Below are 17,565 nucleotides of genomic sequence, written 5' to 3' on the forward strand. Positions count from 1 at the left end.
TCACCGTTGCGCAGAGTCGGGGCAGCAGGCGAGTCGGGGGCGCCTGGGCGGTGCGTCAGGTGACCAGTCCGTGGCGGTAGGCGTAGACGACCGCCTGGACGCGGTCGCGGAGTCCCAGCTTCGTGAGGATGCGCGAGACGAAGGTCTTGACGGTCTCCTGGCTGATCAGGAGGGTCGCGGCGATCTCGCCGTTGGAGAGGCCCTCGGCGAGGAGGCGGAGGACCTCCAGCTCGCGCGGGGTCACCGGGATGTCGTCCGGGCTCCCCCCGGTGGGTCTGATGCGGGCGGCGTAGACGCCGACGAGTTGGCGTGTCACCTCGGGGTCGAGCAGGGCGGCGCCCGTCGCCACGGTCCGTATGCCGTCCAGCAGTTGGGCGGGCGGCGCATCCTTGAGCAGGAACCCGCTCGCCCCGGCGCGCAGCGCCTCGTACACGTACTCGTCCAGGTTGAACGTGGTCACCACGAGCACCTTGACGGGTCGCCGGACTCCGGCTCCGGCCAGCAGGCGGGTGGCGTCGATGCCGTCGAGCACGGGCATCCGGACGTCCATCACCACCACGTCCGGGCGCAGTTGCGTGGCGAGCTCGACGGCGGCCTGCCCGTCCCCGCACTCGCCCGCCACCTGAAGGTCGGGCTGCGCGTCGATGATCGTCACCAGCCCGGTGCGGACGAGTACCTGGTCGTCGCAGACGAGGACCCTGGTCGGCGCGCTCACGACGCGCTCCCCGCCGGAACGCGGGCCCGCACACCGAAGCCGCCGTCCGGGCGCGCGCCCGCGTGGAAGTCACCGCCCAGGACGTCGACCAGCTGACGAAGACCGGTGAGGCCGCGTCCGCCGCCTCCGGGGGACGCCGCCCGCGAGCCGGTGCCGTCCGTGGCGACCTCCACCCTGATCTCCCGTTCTGCGTGCTGCACCGTGACCGAGGTGCGGCTTCCGTGGTCGTACTTGAGCGCGTTCGTGAGGGCTTCCTGTACGACGCGGTAGGCCACGAGGTCGGAGCTTCCCGTCGCCTCCGCGGGCGTGCCCTTCTCCTCGAACTCCACCGGCTGCCCGGCCCGCCGGGTCTGCTCCACGAGCGCGCGGAGCCTGCCGACGGGCAGCGTGCGCTCCCCCGTGCCGTGGTCGGGATTGAGCAGATCGAGAAGGTGCCGCAGGTCGGTGAGGGCGCGGCGGCCGGTGTCGGTGACGGCGGTGAGGGACTGGTCCAGGCGTTCGGGCGAGGCGGTCAGGCAGCGTGCGGCCTCGGCCTGGACGACCATTGCCGTCACATGGTGGGTCACCACGTCGTGGAGTTCCCCGGCGATACGGGTGCGTTCGGCGACGAGCGCCGCATCGGCGACGCGGCGGCGGCGTTCGGCCTCCGCGGCCCGGTGGGACCGCAGCCACGCGCCGATGCCCCAGGCGAGCACCAGCGCGAGGTAGAACACCACGAACTCCTCGGGGCCCTCCGTCCCGAGCTGGTGGAGCGCGACGGCCAGTGCGAGGTACGCGACGGAGAAGAGCAGCACAGTCGTGCGCCGGTTCCGCTCCAGCCAGCACCCCAGGGCGACCAGCGCGAGGGGCAGCGCGGTACCGGCGAACGCGTGGTAGCCGCGCAGTTGGTCGACGGCGAAACCGACCGCGACCAGGGAGAGGCCGAGGGCCGGCCGGCGTCGGCACAGGACGAGCGGGAGGCACTGGAGGGCGACGGCCACGAGGGCGAGCGCGTCGTAGGGGCGGGACGGCACACCGCCGAGCTGCGTGCCCTGGCTGTGGAGCGCCGGTACGAGCGATCCGGTGAACAGCACCAGCCCGAACACGAGATACAGGGCTGTGGCATTCAGCCGACGCCACAGCTCCGGAACCCGTCGAGGTGTGATCACCGGGGCAGTGTAGTGGCGGCGGCCTGCCCGGCCCCCCGGGCGACGGTGCCCGCGGGACGGGAGGGGGCAGTCACGGGGCGCACGGCCTGGCGGGTCCGGGCTGAGCGCAACTGCGGGTGTCCGGTTGGCAGTTCGGGCACGCTTTCCCGATGGGTGAGTGCTGCCCGCACGCCCTTGGTGAGTTCGGCGCCCGCGCCCTGGCTGCCCAGTGCGGCCCCGCACCCTGGCTGCCCAGTTCGGCCCCGCACCGTGGCCCGGCAGCTCGACCTCGCGCCCTGCTTGTGCTTTGGGGGCATGCCTCTTCCGTGACGGGGCGTCATACGTCGGGCGACTCTCCGGCGTACGCAGCGAGCACGCGTGGCTGCACGTCTGCGGGCACCGCACGCACGTGACGGTGAGACGGGGCCGGAAGAAGTGCCGGTCAGGCGCCGACTGTGCCGGTCCCTTCCGCGGGCGGAAGAGCTTTCCGGGGTCTCCGTGAACTTTTCCCTCGGCCCGGTCATCGGATTCGTCGGTACCGAAGATCGGTCCCGTCGTGTCGGGAGGCGCTCTCAGGGACGGGGACGCCTCCCGCCGCACCCCCACGCGCCGGGCCGCCACTCGAGCGGGACCGTAGCCGACCGGGAACGGGGTCCGTTGCGGAAACCCGGAACCGGGGCGGCGCCGGGGAGCGGGGGCCGGGGCAGTGGTGCAGGCACTGCGCACGCCCCGGAACGCGGGCTGGCACGCCGTCGGGCGTGCACGCGACGCAAGCGAACAGAAGGAGCATCACATGCGCGGATTGAAGCGCGCCGCCGTTGTCGGCGCCGGGCTCATCGCCTTCACCGGCGTCGCCGCCGGAGCCGCCCAGGCCCTGCCCGACCCGCACGCATACATGGTGGGCGACACCTACACCGAGCCCAGCAAGGCCGCCTGCGAGAAGGACGGCAACACGTGGTGGGGCGTCAACGAGTTCTCCTGCCTGGGCCCCCACCCCGACGGCACCTGGACGTTCCGGATCGACTCGCTCAGCCAGTGCCCCGGTCCGCCCCGTACCGCGGCGGCTTCCGAAGGCGGCTACTCCGTGAAGGGTTGCTGAGAGCTTCCCTGAGCAGACGGGCCCGGAACCTTCACGACCGTCCGGGCGACGGGACGGGACCCAACCGGTCCTCCCGCCATCTCCGGCCTCGCCGCCGGAGCCGCCGGAGCCGCCGGAGCCGCGAAGATTCTGCCCGAACGCGGCGGAGTCATGGTGGGTGACACGTGCATGGAGCCCGCCGGGGCCGGCTGCGCGGAGGACGGCAACTCGTGGAGGTGCGTAGGGGACTTCTCCCGCCTCGGCCCCGGGTCCGGCAGCACGTGGACACTCCGGATCGACTCGGTCGACGCCGGGGGCGAGGGCCGAGGCGCTGACCGTCTCCGCCTTTCCCGGCCGAGCGCACATGCCGGACGGGAAAGGCGGAGGCGAGGCCACCGGCGTCGGCGGGCGGCCCGAGTGCATGTATCGAGCGGGACACGCCCTGCGCCGCGTCGCCCTCGACGGCACCGACCGTGCCGGTCACGAGGGACCGCGAGGGACCACGAGGGACAAGGCAGCATGCTCCGCCGCTGCCTCATCCGACGGAACGAGCAAGTCGTCTGCGCACGCCTGCGCGAGGTCGCAACAGGGCGAACGGGCTGCTCCGTTCCCGGGGGCGGGGACCGGCAGTCAGGCCGGGCTCAGTCGATCGTCTTGAGCGTCCGGGCGGGCACGCCTGCGGCCACGGTGCCGGCAGGGACATCGTGAGTGACCACCGCACCGGCAGCGACCACCGCACCGGCACCGATGGTCACCCCTTGTGTGATCACGGCGGCCGTTCCGATCCAGGCGTCGTCCTCGATGACGATCGGGGCGAAGGAGAGGTACTCGCGGCGCTCGGCCAGGGGCAGTGGATGGCCTCCGGAGATGAGACTGGCCTTCGGAGCGATCATGACGCCGTTCCCGATACGGATGCCTCCCTTGTCCATGAAGGTGCATCCCTGGTTGACGAAGACGTTCTCCCCGAACGTCGTGTTCAGCCCGTACTCGGTGAAGAACGGCGGGTAGATCACCACCGAGTCCGACAGCGGGCCACCGAACACAACAGAGAGGAGTTCCGCGCGACCTTCGGTGTCGCTGAACGGGAGCGCGTTCAGTCGAGACGTCGCGTCGGTGACCTCCACAATCCGCTCCGCGTGCCGCGCGAACTCCGGTGTCCTGACATGCATGACCTGCTCGGTGCGGGTAGACATGCGCTGATCCCACCACCGCGCGGAACACTCGTTCAAACAACCGTGCACCACACCGGAAACAACCTTCGGTTGTGGAAATAAGGTGGAGGCGTGGATGTCGAAGCGCTGCGGACGTTCGTGGCCGTCGCCGAGACCGGCCAGTTCCAGGCCGCGGCCGACGAGCTGGGGGTCAGCCAGCAGGCGGTCTCCAAGCGGATCGCGGCCCTGGAGAGGCACATCGAGGTCACGCTCCTGGTGCGGACCTCCCGGGGCTCCCGGCTGAACCTCGACGGGCAGGTCTTCCTCCCGCACGCCAAGAAGGTCCTGGCGGCCCTCGCGCAGGCCGAGCAGGCCGTCCGCCCCGACAGCCGTCCCTTGCGCGTCGACGTCCTCAACCGGCGCATCTCCCCGGCCCAGGCCGTCTACCGGTTCTACCGCTCCCACCCCGGGACGGACCTGGACGCGGTGACGCTGAGCAAGGAGAACGCCGCTCAGGCCGCCCAGGCGGTGCTCGAAGGGACCGTCGACGCGTCCTTCCGCGCCCTGCCGGCGGACCAGGTCCCGGCCGGGATCAGCGCCGAACGACTCCTGGACGCGCCCCTGGAGCTCCTGGTCGGCCCCGGCCACCCGCTGGCCGACACGCCCCGGGTCGGTCCCGCGGACCTGGCAGGCCATCGCATCTGGATCCCCGGGATCAGGCCGGGCACGGAGTGGGCGGCGTTCTACCAGGCACTGTCCGAGGCCTTCGGCCTGAACATCGACGCGCTCGGCCCCAACTTCGGGGACGAGGTGCTGATGGACGCGCTGGCCGACTCGGCCTCGCTGGCCACCCTCGTCGGCAGCGGGGACCGGTACCTGTGGCCCCAGGCCCACGACCTGCGGCGCATTCCGTTGCACGGCCCCACCCCGGTCTACCCGCACGTGCTGCTGTTCCGCAGCGGAGACCAGCACCCCGTGCTGACCGCGCTGCGCGACCACCTGCGTACCGCACGCCCGCGAACCCCGCGCGACGTGTGGACGCCGGACTGGATGCACCGCTGACCGGACGGCCGGACCCTGCCTGACGTGGCAGGCCCCCCAGGCGGAGCTGGACGAATGGCGTGCCCTGCCGCAGGAACCCGACGAGAACGAGCCCGCGGGGACCTCCACCATGCACCGCCCGCAGACGGCGGATGGCGTCAGTGGATTGCCGACCGGCGGCCGGCCGCACTCGGCACCAGGTGTTCCGTGCTCACCGAGCTGCGCATGCGGCGTTGTGCGGAGGAGGACTCGATAGGGTGGTCGGGCTCAACCCCCGGGCCGGGGTGGTGCCAGGTGCACCCCCGTTCAGCGGGTTGGTGCCATCGAGCGGGCGGCCCTTCCACGACATGCTCAGGGAGTCGCGAAGGAAGCCCTGTTGGAAGGAAACCCCGTGTCCGTTCGTCCTCGCTCCTCCGCCCGGAACAAGCTGAAGAAGCAGCGCGGCCGCCGTGTGGTGTCGCTGGCCGCCGCGCTCGCGGTCCTGGGCGGCCTCGCTGTGAGCGGTTCCCTGGCCTACGGTGACGAGCACCGTGCCGGTCACCGCGACGCCGTGAGCGAGGGCGCGGAGAACCTGGTGCACAAGGACGGTTTCCCCGGCGCGCTGGCCGCCGTCGAGGACTCCCACGGACGCGTCCGCGACTACACAGCCGGCACGAGCGACCGGGAGACCGGGGCGGCCGTACCGGTGAACGGCCAGGTCCGGGCCGGCAGCAACACCAAGTCGTTCACTGCGGCGGTCGTGCTCCAACTGGTCGGTGAGGGCAGGGTGAAGCTGGACGAACCGATCGACACCTACCTGCCGGGTCTGGTGCACGGCGACGGCATCGACGGGAAGCGGATCACCGTACGCAACCTGCTCCAGCACACCAGCGGCCTGCCCGACTACACCCGGTCGCTTGACCCGAACCCGTTCGAGATCCGCGACACGTACTACAATCCGCGCGAGATGCTCGACCTCGCCCTGAGCCAGAAGGCCGCGTTCGAGCCCGGTGCGGAGTGGCAGTACAGCAACACCAACTACATCCTGGCGGGCCTGCTCGTCGAAAAGGTCACGGGCCGCCCCTTCGGCGAGGAGATCACGCACCGCATCATCCGCCCCCTCGGTCTGAAGGACACCTACTGGCCGACCGCGGGCGAGCGCGGTATCCGGGGCACCCACCCCAGGGGCTACGGCTCCACGACTCCCGGCGGCCCGCTGAAGGACATCACCCGCCTCGACCCGTCGCAGGCCTGGGCCGCAGGGCAGCTCGTCACCACCCCGCGCGACCTCAACCGCTTCTTCTCCGCCCTGCTCGGCGGCGAGGTGCTGGACGCAGCCGAGCTGAAGGAGATGACCACCACGGTCCCGGCCGCCGAAGGCTCCGTCGCTCCGGACACCGAGTACGGCCTGGGTCTCTTCCGCACCCCCCTCTCCTGTGGTGGCCGGCTGTGGGGCCATGGCGGCTCCATCCACGGCTACGAGACCTTCAGCGGCGTCACGGACGACGGCCGCGCGGCCACAGTGGCGGTCACGGCGCTGTCGAGTGCGGTGGCTGCCGAGCCGGAGGCGATTCAGAAGGTTCATCAGCACGTACAGGAGCTGGTGGACACTGCCGTCTGCACGTAGCCGCTCGTCGCCGCCACGCACCGCGTCGCTGCCCGAACGCCACGGGGCAGCGACGTGGTCGCCGTTTTCCGGGAGCCAGGGTGCCCCGGTGTCCGAGTGCGCGGGCCGTTGGGACGGCGAGCCCGCTTTCGGCCGGGCGAACCGTGGCAGGCCGTGGCCGTAGGACCCCGCGGAGGCGCCGGGGGCGGCTGTTCATGGAACTCACGGCCGGATCCGGGCTCTTCGCGCAGGCATTCCGCTGGTCCAGAAGACGCGATGACGAGCAGGGGGTCGCCAGCCCGACATCGCGCGTACGCCCGTGCGGCGCGCGGCCACGTGGAGGAGAGCGCTCCCGCCATGGTGCTTCTGGCGAGGGCGGACGCCTCTTTCCTCACCGGGGCCGACTGGGCGACCGGAAAGACCGGAATGTGGCTTTTGCGCTATCGTCACACCTATGAAGCCCGTACGGCGGGTCTTCCGCCTCGCACCGCTGCTCGGCGCCGTGGTGACCGTCATCGTGCTGACCCTCGCAGCAGCGACGTCGCCGGTATCGGCGTCCGCACCGCGGCCGACGGGGGCGACGACGGCGGCGGGGCCGTCGTCACGGGCGGCGCCGGGTGGGGTGGACGACGCCGCCGACGCACTGCGCGACGGGCCCGTCTACGTGGATCCGCGCGCCCGTGACGTGCTCCCGCGCGCTGACGCCGACGCCTTGGCGGACCGCATCGAGCGGGCTGACAAGCCGGTCCTCGTCGCCGTACTGCCCGGCACCGGCGCATTCGACCGGGCCACCCTGTTGCGGGACCTGCGGACCCGGACCGGCGTCACCGGCGTGTACGCGGTCGCACTCGGTGACCGGTTCGATGCCGCGGCGGACAGCCAGGTCATGCCCCGCGACGCGGTACGGAACGTGACCGGCTCCGTCGAGCGGGCGCACCCCGGCGACCCGCGGGCCACCGTGACCGACTTCGTCGACCAGGCCCTCGACCAGGCCGACGGGACCGCCCCGTCCTCCTGGAGCGGCGACGGTGCGGCTCCGGACGGTGGCCGGAGCGGGGGCGTCGGTGCCGTGGTCACCCTGGGTGTGCTCGTCCTGCTGGCCGCGGCCGGCGCGGTGCTGCTGAGCCGGCGGAGCCGCAAGCGGCGGGAGCGGCAGGAGCGGGCCGGTCTGGAGGAACTGCGCCCGGTGGTGGACGAGGACATCACCGCGTTCGGCGAGGAGCTGAGCCGTATCGGGTTCGACCCGACGGGCCCGGACGCGAGCGAACCCGCCCGCGACGACTACGCCCGAGCGCTCGACGCCTACGAGGAGGCCAAGCGCGCCATGGCGAAGGCCCGGCGGGCGCGGGATGTACGCGGGCTGAGCGCGTCCCTGGAGCGGGGCCGGTTCGCCCTCGCCACGCTGGAGGCGCGCCTCGACGGGGACCCGCTGCCCGAGCGCAGGCCGCCCTGCTTCTTCGACCCCCGGCACGGTCCCTCGGTCGAGGACGCCACCTGGGCGCCGCCCGACGGGGGAGAGGAGCGCACGGTGCCGGTCTGCGCCGCCGACGCCACCCGGCTGGCGGACGGGCTGGAGCCCATGACACGCGAGGTCGGCACGGCGCGCGGCCCGCGTCCCTACTGGAATGCCGGGCCGGTGTACGCACCCTGGGCCGCGGGCTACTTCGGCGGCGGGCTGCTCCCCGGGATGCTGATGGGGACCCTGCTGGGCAGCAGCCTCTTCGGCCCGTACGCCTACGGTGCCGACGCCTACGACGGCGACGGCGGCGCGGGCGGTGACTTCTCCGGGGGTGACTTCTCCGGTGGCGACTTCGACTCGCGCGACTTCGGTGGCGGGGAATTCGGGGACGGCGGGGGATTCGGCGGCAGCGGCGGTGACTTCGGCGGGGGCGGAGGCTTCTGAGGCGTCCGCCCGGCCCCCTGGGACTGTTTGACCGAACCCTGCACTGGTTACCTGCCCGAGTGCGCGGGAGAGAGCTCGCCCCGTGTAGGCACCGGAGGGTTGAGGACACAGCCCCCGGTGCCGTCTGTGGGCGCGGGGTGATGTGTCGGTAACACGTGGAGGGTGCGGGGTTGCCGCGGCAGCGGTCGCGGGTCCACTCTCGAAGTACTCGGCGGAATGCCCCAGTCGGCCCGTACCTGCGCGCCGAGGCTCGATCCGCCCCGACCCGTCTCGTCCCCAGGGGGACCGATGAGTGCCGCATCCGGTCGCGCGAGGACGTCTGTGGCCTGCGCGCGGCGCAGAGCCGCGGCCTCGTTCGCCGCTACGGCGCCGTGGCCTGCGGCCGACCGGTCCGCCGAGGCGGCGGACAACGGTGGGTGGGGCACCCGTGACGCCGAGCCCCGGGCCGCCGAGCCCCACGACAACGAGCGGGAGCTGCGCGACCAGGTCGAGGAACTGCGGACCGAGGTCGGACAGCTGCGTCAGGCCCTGGACTCCCGCCCGGTGATCGACCAGGCCCGCGGCATGGTGATGGCCCTGGCCCCGTGCGACGCGCGGACCGCGTGGTGGGTGCTGGTGCAGGTTTCGCAGCACTCCAACGTCAAGCTGCGCAGGGTCGCCGCCGCGCTGGTCGACGGAGCCGAGGGGGAGCCCGTGCCCCGGCCCGTGCGGCAGGCCCTGGCTGCCGCCATGCGCCAGGTCCGTACCGACGCTTCCGGGTGACTCCCGCTTCTCGCGGCGCCTTTCGGCGTCTCGCTGCGCGGGGGACCCCGGTCGGCGGAGTCCGTCAGTCCTGCCGCTGACCGTCGTCGGGGGTCGGCTGCGGAGCGGGTGTCGCCGGCCGGCCGAACCGGTCCGGGTAACCGGCTTGCTCCGCGCCGCCGAACTGCTCTCCGCCGCCGTACTGCTCGGTTCCGTCGAACTGCTCCGGGCCTGCATGCCGTACGGGCTGCGGCGCCGGCGCGGGCTGTGCCTGAGCCTGTGTGGGCCGCGGGGCCTGTGCGGGGCGCCGCGCCTGTGCGGGGCGCCGCGGTTGTCCGGACTGCGGGGCAGGTGCGGGCCCAGGTGCCGGCCCGGTTCGTTCGCCCTGGCCGCCGTCGGGCCCCTGGGCGGGAGCGGCCTGCGGTCTGCCGGTATCGGGGTGGCGGTTGTGCACCGGCGAGAAGTCCAGCGCCTGTTCGGCTTCCTGCGCAAGAGCCTGAGCGGCCTCGCGGACGTCCGCGGGCACGTCCCCGTGCTCCTCGACCAGGCTGTTGTAGATCGGCGAAGCGTGACCGTTGTCGGTCGGCATGAGGCGGCTCTCCTCTCGGGCAGGGACACAGAACCGGCCACCCGCGTGCGAGCGCACGGGCGGCCAGACGCAGACCATACGCCCCCGGACCGGGACACCTGGGCCTCAGAGCGCTTCTTGTGGCATACCTCGCAGTTGGCCGGTTCCGTACGATCCGACCGGCCCCACCTCGTACGATCCGGCGGCCCGCGTCCAGCGGTGGAGGGCAGGGGAGGAAGGGGCGGGCGGTGCAGTGCTCAACGGGCCGGGGCGGCATGAAGGAGGGCGAGCACCTCCTCGTCGGAGGTCTGCGGGAAGTCGTCGTACCAGAGGCCGACCGCCTCGAACGCGGCGGGCTGGTGCAGACAGACCACCACATCGGCCTCGGTGCTGAGCGCGGTGACGGCCTGCGGCGCTCCGACCGGTGCCGCCAGCACCAGCCGGGACGGGCCCTGCCCGCGTACGTGGCGGAGCGCGGCGCGGGCGGTGACGCCCGTGGCCAGCCCGTCGTCCACGACGAGCACGGTGCGGCCCGCGACGCGCGGTGCCGGGCGGTCACCGCGGTAGAGGGCCTCACGACGGTGGAGTTCCATACGCTCCTGCGCCACCGACGAGGAGAGCCGGTCCTCCGTCATGCCCAGCATCTCCAGCGCCGTCCCGTCGAAGACGGGCGGGTCCTCACCGGCGAGGGCCCCGACCCCGTACTCGGGCCGGCCCGGCAGCGCGACCTTGCGGGCGACGAGCACGTCGAGCGGGGCCTCCAGCGCGCGGGCCACCTCCGCGGCGACGGGTACGCCGCCGCGGGGGAGCGCCAGCACCAAGGGGTCGGGCAGGCCCTCGTGGCGCCGCATCTCCTGGAGCGAAGCGGCGAGTTCGCGGCCCGCCTGGGTGCGGTCTGCGAAACGCATCGGAGTCCCTCCTGTCACAGGTCGTCGGTCGTCGTCCGTCGTCACACGTCGTCGTCACTCGCCGTCCGTGGTGGGCGGGAGAGCGAACCAGGCGGCTGCTTCCCGGGCGACCTCTTCCAGCGCGCCGGGTTCCTCGAACAGGTGCGTGGCCCCGGGGACGACGTGCAGCCGGTGCGGGGCCCGCAGCCGGTCGGCGGCCGCCTCGTTGAGCCGCAGCACCTCCGCGTCGTGCCCGCCGACCACCAGCAGCACCGGCGCCAGAACCTCCGGCAGCGCGTCTCCCGCGAGGTCGGGGCGGCCGCCCCGCGAGACCACCGCGTACACCGGCCCTCCCCGTTCTGCCGCCGCCGTCAGCGCGGCCGCCGCGCCGGTGCTCGCCCCGAAGAGTCCCACCGGCAGCCCGGCCGTCCGCTCGGTGCGGCCCAGGGCGTCGATCGCCGCCACCAGCCGACGTCCCAGCAGCGGGATGTCGAAGCGGTGCTCCGCGGTGGCCGCGTCCACGTGCTCCTCCTCGCCGGTCAACAGGTCGAGCAGCAGCGTGGCCAGGCCCTCCTCGCGCAGCGCTGCTGCGACCGCCCGGTTGCGGGGACTGAACCGCGAGCTGCCGCTGCCGTGGGCGAACAGTACGGTCGCGTTCGCCGCGTCCGGCACCGCCAGGTCGCCTGTCAGAAGGGCGCCGTCATCCGTTTCGATCTGCACGGTTTCCGTGGTCTCCGCAGCCATGCCTGATCACTTCCGCGCCTCGGCGTTTCCCGTCCGGCCGCTCTCCGGGTGCCCGTGGGCGGCGCGGCCCAACCACGCGGCGGCGCTCCGTACGGCTCACCGGGCGCCGACCAGCAACCCCGCCGTGAGCTGGGGTTTCGCGCATATTGCTCGCGGATGACGCCCTTGTGACGGGCGTGTGGCGCTGCTTACGGTCGGGCGACCGCAGGGCATCGGGGCCCGCTCTTGCCAGGGCCGCCGCATGCCTTGCCGCCTTCGTCGCCGGGCACCGGGGCTGCTGTCTCAGGCCCCGTGCGGGCCCCCGCCGTGTCGCGGCGGGCGAGAGATTGGGTTTTCCATGCTGACGATCCTCGGATTCGTCATGATTGCCGCCTTCCTGGTGCTGATCATGACGAAGAAGATGTCCCCCATAGCCGCGCTCGTCCTCATCCCCGCGCTGTTCTGCGTGCTGGTCGGACAGGGCGCCCACCTGGGAAAGTACGTACTCGACGGGATCGGCGACCTCGCGCCCACGGCCGCGATGCTGATGTTCGCGATCGTCTTCTTCGGCGTCATGATCGACGTGGGCCTCTTCGACCCGGTCGTCCGCGGCATCCTGCGGTTCTGCAAGGCGGACCCGATGCGGATCGTCGTGGGCACTGCCGTGCTGGCCGCGATCGTCTCGCTGGACGGTGACGGGTCGACGACATTCATGATCACCGTCTCCGCCATGCTGCCGCTGTACCGGCGGCTGGGGATGAGCGTCGTCGTGATGACGGGCGTCGCCGCCACCGCCAACGGCGTCATGAACACCTTGCCCTGGGGCGGTCCCACGGCGCGGGCCGCGACCGCCCTCAAGCTCGACGCGGGCGACATCTTCGTCCCCATGATCCCGGCCCTCGCCGTCGGCATGCTGTGCGTGCTGGCGCTGGCGTACCTCCTCGGCCTGCGGGAACGGCGCCGCCTGGGCACCCTCTCCCTGGACGGGCCGGCCGCCGACCGCGGGGCCGCGCGCGCGGAGACGGACACGGAGCCGGTGGCCAAGGCTGCCGTACTCGTGGGTGCTGGTGCGCATGCCGGTACCCGTACGGGTGGTGTCGGCGCGGCTGGCCGAGGCGGTGTCCGGCGGGTGTCCCTCCGCAAGGATGGCGGCACCGCAGCAGCGGACGGCCCCGCGGCGACGGGGGGCTCCCCGGACACCGCACATTCCGCACATTCCGCGGGCTCCGCGGGCACCGGGGCGGGGGCGGCGGACACCGACGTGCTGGACCCGGACCGGGCCTGCCTGCGGCCCAGGCTGTACTGGTTCAACGCGGCCCTCACCGTCGCGCTCCTCGTCCTCCTGATCGCCCAGTTGCTGCCGATCCCGGTGCTCTTCCTGCTCGGCGCGGCGCTCGCGCTGACCGTCAACTTCCGCAACATGGCCGACCAGAAGGCGAGGATCGCCGCCCACGCGGAGAACGTGCTGAACGTCTCCGGCATGGTCTTCGCGGCAGCGGTCTTCACCGGCGTCCTCACCGGTACGGGCATGGTGGAGGAGATGGCCCGCACCGTGGTCGGGGCGGTCCCCGACGCGCTCGGGCCGCACATGGCGCTGGTCACGGGCATCCTCAGCATCCCGTTCACGTACCTGATGTCGAACGACGGCTTCTACTTCGGCATCGTCCCGATCCTCTCCGAGGCCGGGGCCGCGCACGGCGTCAGCTCGCTGGAGATCGCCCGTGCCTCGCTGGTCGGGCAGCCGCTGCACATGTCGAGCCCGCTCGTCCCGGCGGTCTACGTGCTGGTCGGGATGGCGAAGGTCGAGTTCGGCGAGCACACCAGGTTCACCCTCAAGTGGGCGGTGCTCACGGCGCTGGCGGTACTGGCGGCGGGGCTGCTGTTCGGGGTCCTGTAACGGCCGCCGCCGGGCCCCGCGAGGTCCCTTACTCTTCCAGGCAGAGTTCAACCGGAAGGCGCTCCTCCGGTCGACAGTACGGAACGGACGGAACGCCAGGCACCCTACGGAGAGGAGACGGCCGTGCGCATACGGCCCCCGCGGCGCGTCTTCTCCCACGTGCTGACCGCCCAGCTCGCACTCGTCGTCGGGGTGACCGCCCTGGTCAGCGGACTGTTCCTGGCACCGCTCGGGGACCAGCTCGACCGCCAGGCCATGCGCCGCGCCCTCGCCGTCGCGCAGAGCACGGCGGCCCGGCCCGACCTGGCGGCCGACCTCGCCGCGGCCCGCCGGGAGGGGCGCGTCCCCTCCCCGCGCGGCCCTCTCCAGAGCGAGGCGGAGCGGGTGCGGCGGGCCACGGGCGCCGAGTACGTCGTCGTCCTGGACCGGCGCGGCATCCGCTGGTCGCACCCGTCCCCCTCAGCGGTCGGGCGGCACGTCTCCACCGAGCCGGGCCGCGTACTGGAGGGGCGCGAGGTCACCGCCATCGACGAGGGCACCCTCGGCCGCTCCGCGCGCGGCAAGGCACCGCTGCGCGACGCCGAAGGGAACGTCGTGGGGGCCGTCTCCGTCGGCATCGACTACGCCAACGTCCGCGACGGACTGCTGGCCGCCGTCCCCGGGCTGCTGACGTACGCGGGAGGTGCCCTCGCCGCCGGGGCGCTGGCCGCCTACCTGCTCGCCCGCAGGCTGCGCCGCCGTACGCACGCGCTCGCGTTCTCCGACATCTCCGCGCTGCTGGCGGAGCGCGAGGCGATGCTGCACGGGCTCGCCGAGGGGGTGGTCGCCCTCGACGCGGCCGGACGCATCCGGCTCGTCAACGACGAGGCCCAGCGGCTCCTCGGCCTCGGCCCCGACGCCCTCGGCCTCCCGGTGACGGAGGCCCTCTCCGGTGCGGGCGCCACCGGCGGCACCCGCGGCCCTGACGGCCTCCGTGGCTCCGGCGGCACCGAGGGTCCCGGTGGCACCGAGAGCGCTGCCGCCCCCGGCGGCCTGGAACCCGCCGGGGGCGCGGAGCCGACCGGGAGCCCGGCCCCCGCCGGGGATGTCGGCCAGGGGGGTGCGGGCGGTGCGCGGGAGAGCCGTGGTGGCCGTACGGCGGACGTGCTGGCCGGGCGGGTGACCGGCCGCGACCTGGTGACCGTCAGCGGCAGCCGGGTGCTGGTCGCCAACCGGATGCCCACCGCGGACGGCGGAGCCGTCGTCACCCTGCGCGACCGCACCGAGCTGGAGCGGCTCGGCCGCGAGCTGGAGGGCACCCGCGGGCTCCTCGACGCGCTCCGCGCCCAGGACCACGAGCACGCCAACCGGCTGCACACCCTGCTCGGCCTGCTGGAGCTGGAGCTGTACGACGAGGCGGCCCGGTTCGTCACCGACGCGCTCGGCGTGCACCGGGCCACCGCGGAAGAGGTCACCGAACGGGTGCGGGACCCGCTGCTGTCCGCGCTGCTGGTCGGGAAGGCGGCGGTGGCCGCCGAACGCGGGGTCGCACTGCAACTGGCGGCCCGCTCCCGGCTGCCGGACCGCCTCGTCGACCCGAGCGGACTGGTCACCGTCGTCGGCAACCTGGTCGACAACGCGCTCGACGCGGCGGCCCGGAGCGCCGAGCCGACCGTCGAGGTCGAGCTGGGTGCGGAGGGCACCACGGTGGTGCTGACCGTCCGCGACTCGGGGCCTGGGGTGCCGGCCGCGCGACGCGAGCTGGTCTTCGAAGAGGGCTGGTCCACCAAGACGCCCGACCCGGACCCCGGGCCTTCCCCGCACGGGGCACACCGCGGCCTCGGCCTGGCCCTCGTGCGGCGGTTCGCCGAGCGGGCGGGCGGCACCGTACGCGTCGGCGCCGCACCCGGTGGCGGCGCCGAGTTCCGCGTCGTCCTCCCGGAGGCGCTGAGGCAGCCGCTGAACGACGGAGTACCCGCAGCACTCCGCGCGCCCGAGGAGTCCGGGGGGCCCACAGGAACCGAAGAGCCCGATGGAACCGAAGCGCCCGCCGGGCGAGGGAAGCGGCCATGACGGAGGAGCGGGACCGCGCTGCGGACGGGGGGAACGAGAGGGACGAGGAGGACGAGACGGAGGAGAGGAAGGAGACGGGCGGGGCCGGTTCGGCGGACGAGGTGGACGAGGTGGGTGAGGCGCCCCGGACGGACGAGGCCGTGGGCTCGTCGGGCGAGGCAGGTCCGACGGCGATCGACGTCCTCGTCGTGGACGACGACCCGAACGTCGCCCGCATCAACGCGGCGTACGTCGACAAGATCCCCGGCTTCCGGGCCGCCGGGGCGGTGCACAGCGCGGCCGACGCGCTGCTCTTCGTGCGCCGCCACCCCGTGGACCTCGTCCTGCTGGACCACTACCTGCCGGACGAGTCAGGGCTGGCCCTCCTCGACCGCCTGCACGGCACCGGCGTCGAGGCCGAGGTCATCATGGTCACGGCGGCCCGCGACACCGGGACCGTCCGCGCCGCCCAGCGGCGCGGTGCGCTCCAGTACGTGGTGAAGCCGTTCACCTTCGCCCACCTGCGGAGCAAGCTCGACAGCTACGCCGCCCTCCGCCACGAGCTGGCCACGGCACCGGTGGCCGGGGCCAGCCAGGAGACGGTCGACCGTGTCTTCGGCGCCGCCACGGTGCCCGGCGGCAGCGCCGAGACCCTCCCCAAGGGGCACTCGGTCCTCACGGCGGACCTCGTACGCGGTGTCCTGCACACGGCTCAGCAGCCCCTCTCGGCGCAGGAGGTGGCCGACCGCGCGGGCCTCAGCCGGCAGACCGCGCAGCGGTACCTGAAGCTGCTGGAGGGGGCCGGACTGGTACGGCGCCGCCTCAAGCACGGTGAGACGGGCCGCCCCCAGCACCTCTACCGCTGGAACGGTCCGGTGGCGTGAGGGCCCGGGCTCGTGGGCGGGCGGCGACGCGGATCGTCGACGTCCACGGCGAGGGCGACACCGGACGTGGAACGGAACGCCGCCACGCCGCCGTCCCGCTCGATCGCGTCGAACGGATTCGAGTCGTCCAAGTGCACCGCCCACCGCAGGGAGCGATCGGCGCCCAGCCGGGCGAAGAACCCCTCCGAACCGTGGGAGCCCTCACCGGCCCACAGCGCCCCGCCGTCCTCCAACGCCACCGCCGCCAGGACGCAGTCCGCATACGTGCACCACTCCGGGTCCCTCGCCGCCGCCTCCACGTCGAACGGCTCCCCGATCGCCAGCGGGCTCGGCGCGCCGGCGCCGCACAGGTTGCTGCCGGACACCTCGTACGCGGCGACGACACCCTCGTCCCCGCACAGGTACAGGGCGTCACCGAGCGGCAGTCGGAAGTCGTCCCACAGGTGGTGCAGGGCGGTCGGTGGCGGACCCGTCGGGCGGACGGCCACGCCTGCCGAGCGGAGGACACGCAGGACGTCGGCGCCCGCCCGGGGGACGTGGGCACGGGCTGTCCCGGCGTGCCGCCAGGTGAGAGTGAACGGTGCCGCCGGGCCGAAGCCCCCGCGCAGACAGTCCCTGAGCGCGTCCGTACAGGCGCCGTAGTAGCCGCCCGGACCGTTCAGCGCCTCACCCAGCGCGCAGAAGAGGCCCGCGTGGTCGGTGGTGTGACGGCCGTCGAGCACGAAGGTGGCGGCGTGCGGCGGCTGTGCCGGTGCCGTTGCCGTCGGCGGGCGGGGGTGGCGCCATACGGCGCGCAGCCGTGCCGCGTCCAGCCACGCCTCCCTGCCGTCCTCCCGGAGCCCCGCCCAGGCGTTGCGGCGCCCCTGGCCGCTTCGACGGCGCCACAGCGACCAGATCTCGCCGGTTCCCCGGCGGGGCGGGTCCAGCAGGTATCCGGTGACACGGACGTCGAGCGAACCGTCCGCCCGCTGCTCCTCCGCCAGGTGTGCGTCGCCCACCGTGTACGCGGCGACGGGCCGCCCGAACGGCCCGAGGACCCGGACCTCCAACTCCTCGTGCCCGGCCGCCACCGGCGGCTCCGCCACCCGCCCGGCCCCCACCGCGCGGAAGGCGGCGGCCTCTCCCTCGCTGCCGAAGAAACCCACCAGATCCCGGACCGTGTAGAGGTCGCTCTCCGCGCGGGTGCAGTGCAGCACGTAGCCGCCCTCCCCGAGGGCCAAGTCCCCTCTCCCCT

General features: G+C 73.5%; 15 protein-coding genes. 8 read left to right on the top strand and 7 right to left on the bottom strand.

What is annotated here, in order from left to right; all coding sequences use genetic code 11:
* Window positions 1–55: 55 nt before the first annotated feature.
* Window positions 56–715: a response regulator transcription factor gene (locus H297_RS0121655; RefSeq protein ID WP_027738766.1), complete on the bottom strand. Its 660-nt coding sequence runs from the start codon at window positions 713–715 to the stop codon at window positions 56–58.
* Window positions 712–1,863: a histidine kinase gene (locus H297_RS0121660; RefSeq protein WP_027738767.1), complete on the bottom strand. Its 1,152-nt coding sequence runs from the start codon at window positions 1,861–1,863 to the stop codon at window positions 712–714. The genes H297_RS0121655 and H297_RS0121660 overlap by 4 nt, the downstream gene beginning before the upstream one ends.
* A 772-nt stretch (window positions 1,864–2,635) precedes the next feature.
* Between H297_RS0121660 and H297_RS37695 the strand changes: the two genes are divergently transcribed.
* Complete coding sequence (locus tag H297_RS37695; RefSeq protein ID WP_078514448.1) at window positions 2,636–2,941, top strand: hypothetical protein; 306 nt, start codon at window positions 2,636–2,638, stop codon at window positions 2,939–2,941.
* Window positions 2,942–3,561: 620 nt separating this feature from the next.
* Here the strand turns inward: H297_RS37695 and H297_RS0121670 are convergent.
* Window positions 3,562–4,089 carry a DapH/DapD/GlmU-related protein gene (locus H297_RS0121670; protein WP_027738768.1) on the bottom strand — a complete coding sequence of 176 codons (528 nt, stop codon included), beginning with the start codon at window positions 4,087–4,089 and terminating at the stop codon, window positions 3,562–3,564.
* A 114-nt stretch (window positions 4,090–4,203) separates the two neighbouring features.
* Here H297_RS0121670 and H297_RS0121675 point away from each other — a divergent pair, with 114 nt between their 5' ends.
* The 4 genes from H297_RS0121675 (at window position 4,204) to H297_RS0121690 (ending at window position 9,362) form a co-directional block, all read left to right on the top strand.
* Entirely contained in the window at window positions 4,204–5,133 is a 930-nt protein-coding gene (locus tag H297_RS0121675) for a LysR family transcriptional regulator (RefSeq protein WP_027738769.1), read from the top strand.
* Between the two features lie 370 nt (window positions 5,134–5,503).
* Window positions 5,504–6,718: a serine hydrolase domain-containing protein gene (locus H297_RS0121680; protein WP_027738770.1), complete on the top strand. Its 1,215-nt coding sequence runs from the start codon at window positions 5,504–5,506 to the stop codon at window positions 6,716–6,718.
* 433 nt (window positions 6,719–7,151) lie between these two features.
* Window positions 7,152–8,600 (top strand): hypothetical protein, encoded by a 1,449-nt coding sequence (locus H297_RS0121685; RefSeq protein ID WP_027738771.1) that lies wholly within the window; start codon window positions 7,152–7,154, stop codon window positions 8,598–8,600.
* 288 nt (window positions 8,601–8,888) lie between these two features.
* Window positions 8,889–9,362: an ANTAR domain-containing protein gene (locus H297_RS0121690; protein ID WP_027738772.1), complete on the top strand. Its 474-nt coding sequence runs from the start codon at window positions 8,889–8,891 to the stop codon at window positions 9,360–9,362.
* Window positions 9,363–9,426: 64 nt separating this feature from the next.
* On the opposite strand, the gene H297_RS40410 is transcribed toward H297_RS0121690, so the two are convergent.
* The 3 genes from H297_RS40410 to H297_RS0121705 form a co-directional block, all read right to left on the bottom strand.
* Window positions 9,427–9,930: a hypothetical protein gene (locus H297_RS40410; RefSeq protein ID WP_027738773.1), complete on the bottom strand. Its 504-nt coding sequence runs from the start codon at window positions 9,928–9,930 to the stop codon at window positions 9,427–9,429.
* A 236-nt stretch (window positions 9,931–10,166) separates the two neighbouring features.
* A complete protein-coding gene (locus tag H297_RS0121700; protein WP_027738774.1) occupies window positions 10,167–10,817 on the bottom strand; it encodes a phosphoribosyltransferase family protein in 651 nt (216 codons plus the stop codon).
* A gap of 54 nt (window positions 10,818–10,871) precedes the next feature.
* Window positions 10,872–11,540: an alpha/beta family hydrolase gene (locus tag H297_RS0121705; RefSeq protein WP_027738775.1), complete on the bottom strand. Its 669-nt coding sequence runs from the start codon at window positions 11,538–11,540 to the stop codon at window positions 10,872–10,874.
* 337 nt (window positions 11,541–11,877) lie between these two features.
* Between H297_RS0121705 and H297_RS0121710 the strand changes: the two genes are divergently transcribed.
* From H297_RS0121710 to H297_RS0121720, 3 genes are all read left to right on the top strand, one after another.
* Entirely contained in the window at window positions 11,878–13,416 is a 1,539-nt protein-coding gene (locus tag H297_RS0121710) for a citrate:proton symporter (protein ID WP_027738776.1), read from the top strand.
* 123 nt (window positions 13,417–13,539) lie between these two features.
* A complete protein-coding gene (locus H297_RS40790) occupies window positions 13,540–15,468 on the top strand; it encodes an ATP-binding protein (protein ID WP_051352064.1) in 1,929 nt (642 codons plus the stop codon).
* 140 nt (window positions 15,469–15,608) lie between these two features.
* A complete protein-coding gene (locus H297_RS0121720; protein WP_027738777.1) occupies window positions 15,609–16,331 on the top strand; it encodes a DUF7342 family protein in 723 nt (240 codons plus the stop codon).
* Here the strand turns inward: H297_RS0121720 and H297_RS44470 are convergent.
* Window positions 16,304–17,551, bottom strand: coding sequence for a barstar family protein (locus H297_RS44470; protein WP_486589611.1), 1,248 nt, complete (start codon window positions 17,549–17,551; stop codon window positions 16,304–16,306). The genes H297_RS0121720 and H297_RS44470 overlap by 28 nt on opposite strands.
* Between the last annotated feature and the right edge of the window lie 14 nt (window positions 17,552–17,565).

This window comes from Streptomyces sp. CNT360, assembly GCF_000424785.1.